The organism is Pseudomonas sp. AGC41 (assembly GCF_057334555.1).
In genome coordinates, this window is sequence record NZ_JBHFJB010000117.1 from 69,262 (window position 1) to 74,143 (window position 4,882).

Sequence of the window (4,882 nt, forward strand, 5' to 3'; positions counted from 1 at the left end):
GCGACTCGGTCGCCAGGGGCTTTTTTGTGCCTGCTGTTGTGACAATGTTCAAGACCGCCGCGCCACCAGCAAAAACGAAGCCGCGCTGGCCAGCAACCCCGCGCACATCCGGTTGAACAACCGTTTGCCACTCGGCCGGGCGAACAGCCGCCGCGCATAAATACCCATGTAGCAATACAAGCCAATGGCAACGCATTCCAGCGCCAGGAACAGCCCGCCCAGCACCGCGAACTGCTGGGTGACGGTGCCCGCGCGGTCAACGAACTGCGGCAGGAAAGCGGTGAACAACAGGATCGCCTTCGGGTTGCCGATCGCCACGAGGAATTCCTGGCGCGCCAGGCTGGCCATGCTCATCGAATGGGCCTCTGCCTCGCCGGCGGCTTCAGGCTGCGCACGCCACAACTGCACAGCAAGATAAAAAAGATAACCGGCACCGACGAGCTTGATGCCCAGGAACAACAGCTCCGAGGTGTGCAGCACCGCCGTCAGCCCCACCGCCGCCAGGGCAATCATGATCGCAAACGCCAGCAGGCGGCCGATGCCACCGCTGCAGGCGCGGACGAAGCCATAGCGCGAGGCATTGCTGATCGACAGCAGGTTGTTCGGGCCCGGCGCCATGTTCAGCGCAAAGCAGGCCGGGATGAAGACCGCGAGCGTGGTCAGGTCCATCGGTGGCACTCCTGGCAGAGCGGATCGAGCGTCCATTCTGCACCGCTCGGTGAGGTGTTCAAGGCACAGTTGCCCGGGCAAATCACTCCCGACTGTACCGCCACCGCTGCGCCATCGTGCTTGGCAAAACCCGGTAACGCACTGGGCCTCGCGCCTTTCGCGACAGTGACTAGCCTTCCAGTACCTCACCTGGCAAGGATGCTTCGATGCTGTCGTTATTGCGTGCACTTGTATGCTTTTTACTGGCTATGCCCGTCATCGCAGCCCCCTGCCCGAGTGGGCCAACCGAAGGCGCTCAGGCACAGATCGACGTCCTCCAGCAGCAGATTGACGCATGGGATGATGCCTATCACCGCCTCGGCCAGTCCCTGGTGGCCGATGAGCTTTACGATCAGTCCCGGGCGCAACTGGAAGATTGGCGCAACTGCCTTGGCCTCGGGTCACCGGGCACGCCCTTGCGCTCCGCTGGCGGGAAAGTCTCCCACCCGATCGCTCATACCGGCCTGGATAAACTCCAGGATGCCGACGCCGTGCGCAGCTGGTTGCAAGGTCGCAACGACGTCTGGGTCCAGCCGAAAGTCGATGGCGTAGCGGTTACCCTGGTTTATCGCGGTGGGCGCCTGCACCAGGCGATCAGCCGCGGCGATGGCATCCAGGGACATGACTGGACCAACACTGCACGAAAGATCGGCGACATCCCCCAACGGTTGCGCGAACCTGCGGACCTGCTCGTCCAGGGCGAGCTCTACTGGCGGCTCGACGATCACGTACAGGCCGTCAGCGGCAGCCTTAACGCTCGATCAATCGTGGCGGGGCTGATGGCCCGCAAGGACCTGAGCGCGAACGAGGCTTCCGGCATCGGCCTGTTCGTGTGGGAATGGCCGGAAGGGCCGGCAACCCTGCCTGAACGGGTTGCCGCGCTGAACGAACTGGGTTTTGCCAATCAAACCCCTTATCGCCAGCCCATCCAGGCATTGGCCGATGCAGAACACTGGCGCAACCATTGGTACCGCACGCCGCTGCCATTCGCCAGCGACGGAGTCGTCCTGCACCAGAGTCGTCGCCCTCCCGCCGACCGCTGGCAAGCCCGGGCGCCCTTCTGGAGCGTGGCCTGGAAATACCCACACGCCCAGGCGCTGGCCGAGGTACGCGACGTGCGCTTCAAGATTGGCCGTACGGGGCGCATCACGCCGGTGCTGGAGCTTGCGCCGGTGATGCTCGACGATCGACAGATTCGCCGGGTGAGCGTCAGCTCACTCAAGCGCTGGGAAGGCATGGACATCCGCCCCGGCGATCAGGTCGCCATCAGCCTGGCCGGGTTGACCATCCCACGGCTCGACAGTGTCGTGCTACGCAGTGTCGAACGCCGAAGCCTCGACGTCCCGGTCGCCGCCGATCATCACTTCCTGAGCTGCTGGCAACCGACGCCTGGCTGTGAAAGCCAGTTCCTTGCACGCCTGAACTGGCTCAGCGGCAAACACGGGCTCGCCCTGCCCCATGTTGGGCCTGGCACCTGGGAGAAGCTGCTGGCCGCCGGCCAGCTCGACGGATTGCTGGATTGGTTGACCCTCGATGCCGCCGAGCTTGCTAACATTGCCGGTTTCGGCGAACGCAACAGCGCCCGTCTGCTCGCCAGCCTGGACAGCGCCCGACAACGCCCCTTCCGTCAATGGCTCAAGGCGCTTGGCTTACCGCCCACCGGAGGGGCAAGGTTGGAGGAGCGCTGGGAAGCCCTGGCCGAACGCGACACTGAACAATGGCAAGCCGAAACGGGTATCGGGCCGGGACGCGCCGCGCAACTGAGCGCTTTTTTTCGCGACCCGCAGGTACTGGCCTTGAGTGAAACATTACGCACCGCAGGGGTCGATGGCTTTTAGTCCGGCCCGTGCGGTTGAACCCAAGAGACGGGAGGCGCTCCAACTGCGCATCTGTCCCGACCGCTCGTGAGTTTTGATACGGAGTTGTTATGAAATTCCTGTACCCCGTTGCGCTGCTGGCCTTATGTGGTGCCATGGCCGCGCCCTTGATGGCGGATGAACAAACGCCGGAACTGACTGGTTGCGCAGCCAAGCGCCAGGGCATCATCAACCAGATCGAACTGGCCAAGTCCCGAGGCAATCAGGACCAGCAGGCCGGCCTGGAAACAGCCTTGGCCGAAGTCACCACCCACTGTACTGATGCTTCCCTGCGCAAGGAGCGTGAAAACAAGGTGCTGGAGGCCAAGCATGAAGTCAGTCGCCGTCAGGCCGACCTGGAAAAGGCCATGAAAAAAGGCGACGCGGAGAGAATCAACAAGCGTAAGGACAAGTTGGCGGCGTCCCGCAAGGAACTGCAGGAAGCGGTGGACGAGCTGGATAAATAAGCACCGGGATCGGTTTTAATAGTCCCGGAATTCCTTATGACAGGCACTGCACGCATCCTCGACCTTCTGCACCGCCGGCCCCAGGTTACTGGCCCGGTAGGGCTGGACCCGACTGGCGATCACCAACTCGGCGGTGGCCGCTTCAAGACTGCGGGCCAGTTCCTGGAAACGCGCCTGCTTCTGCCAGACTTCGTCCCGGGCGCTGGTGTGATCCTGCTCACGCACCTGCGGAAAGTGTTTCCATGGTTCGTGGGAGAGTTGATCCAGTTGCACCGCGCCTTCGGCGAAACGCGCGCCATCGAACGGAACACGACCACGCAACATGCCGCCCAATTCTTCGTTGGTCTTGAGCATCTGCTTGAAGATCGTCTTGCGCTGACCCAGTGGCGAGTTGGGATCGACACCACCACAGGCGGACAACATCAGGCAGGCCAGCACTGCCATGGAAAATCGTCTTACAAACATTTTGGCCTCTGGACAGAAAACGACCGCTAGTATCCCCGGGTCGTCGGAAAACACCAATGGCCCTATCAACAATACGGGTGCCAGGCCCATGACAGCGCCTGGACGACCGCAAAGGAAATATCATGAACAGCCGCTTCAAGTCCTGGCGCACGGGCCTGGCGTTGACCTTACCGCTGATTGCACTGCTGGCCGGCTGCAACCGCGGCGAAAAGGTCGAGGAGCCCCAGACCCATGCTCTCGCCACCTACGTCAGCGCGCCCTGGGAGGCACTGCCGTCGGTATCCGATGAGGACCTGCTGGCCGGCTTCGGTGCCTGGCGCAGCGCCTGCACCCGCCTCAAGGCCGATGCGGCCTGGGGGCCGACCTGCGCGGCGGCGGCCAATGTGCCGAAAACCGCCGCGGCGGTACGCAGCTTCCTGAAACAGAACCTCGACGTCTATGGCCTGCGCTCGGGAGACAACAGCCCCAACGGCCTGATTACCGGCTACTACGAGCCGGTCTATCCCGGCAGCCTCACCCAGACCGCCACGGCGAACATCCCGGTCTACGGTGTGCCTGAGGACATGATCGTCGTGGCGCTGGACAGCCTTTACCCGGAGCTCAAGGGCAAGCGCCTGCGCGGGCGCCTCGAGGGCCGCGTGCTGAAACCCTACGACGACGCCAGCACCATCGAGGCCAATGGCGTGAAGGCGCCGGTCATCGCCTGGCTGACCGATCCGATGAACCTGCAATTCCTGCAGATCCAGGGTTCGGGACGCATCCGGCTCGATGACGGCCGCCAGTTGCGCATCGGTTATGCCGACCAGAATGGCCACCCCTACCGGCCCATCGGCCGCTGGCTGGTGGAACAGGGCGAACTGAAAAAAGAAGACGTGACCATGGGCACGATCAGCGCCTGGGCCAAGGCCCATCCGGAGCGGATCCCCGAGTTGCTGGGCAGCAACCCCAGCTATGTGTTTTTCAACCGCAACCCCGACAGCAACGAAGGCCCGCGAGGCTCGCTGAACGTACCGCTTACCGCCGGCTACAGCGTGGCGGTGGACCGCAAGGTGATTCCGTTGGGCAGCCTGCTGTGGCTGTCGACGACTCGCCCCGATGGCAGCGCCCTGAACCGTCCCGTCGCCGCCCAGGACACAGGGGGTGCGATCTCCGGTGAAGTGCGGGCGGATTTGTTCTGGGGTACCGGCGAAGCAGCCGGGCAACTGGCCGGGGACATGAAACAGCAAGGTCAGATCTGGATGTTGTGGCCCAAGGGCATGGCGCTGCCACAAGTGCCACAGGTGGCGAATGCGGTCAGCGCCAACCCTTGAGGAATGAGCTGACAGTGCAATCCCTTCGCGAGCAGGCTCGCTCCCACATGGGATCCGGATTCACAGGGATCCATTG

5 protein-coding genes are annotated in these 4,882 nt (G+C 63.3%); 3 read left to right on the forward strand and 2 right to left on the reverse strand.

The window, feature by feature from the left end; genetic code table 11:
* Positions 1–48: 48 nt before the first annotated feature.
* Positions 49–669: a LysE family translocator gene (locus tag ACE04F_RS20510; protein ID WP_486109517.1), complete on the reverse strand. Its 621-nt coding sequence runs from the start codon at positions 667–669 to the stop codon at positions 49–51.
* A 206-nt stretch (positions 670–875) separates the two neighbouring features.
* Between ACE04F_RS20510 and ligB the strand changes: the two genes are divergently transcribed.
* Positions 876–2,546, forward strand: a complete 1,671-nt coding sequence (gene ligB, locus ACE04F_RS20515) for an NAD-dependent DNA ligase LigB (RefSeq protein ID WP_486109519.1) — start codon at positions 876–878, stop codon at positions 2,544–2,546.
* An 89-nt stretch (positions 2,547–2,635) separates the two neighbouring features.
* A complete protein-coding gene (locus tag ACE04F_RS20520) occupies positions 2,636–3,031 on the forward strand; it encodes a DUF1090 domain-containing protein (protein WP_486109521.1) in 396 nt (131 codons plus the stop codon).
* Positions 3,032–3,046: 15 nt separating this feature from the next.
* Here the strand turns inward: ACE04F_RS20520 and ACE04F_RS20525 are convergent, their stop codons facing one another.
* Entirely contained in the window at positions 3,047–3,496 is a 450-nt protein-coding gene (locus ACE04F_RS20525) for a c-type cytochrome (RefSeq protein ID WP_434627449.1), read from the reverse strand.
* A gap of 122 nt (positions 3,497–3,618) precedes the next feature.
* Here ACE04F_RS20525 and mltA point away from each other — a divergent pair, with 122 nt between their 5' ends.
* Entirely contained in the window at positions 3,619–4,806 is a 1,188-nt protein-coding gene (gene mltA / locus ACE04F_RS20530; protein ID WP_486109524.1) for a murein transglycosylase A, read from the forward strand.
* The last annotated feature ends 76 nt before the right edge of the window (positions 4,807–4,882 follow it).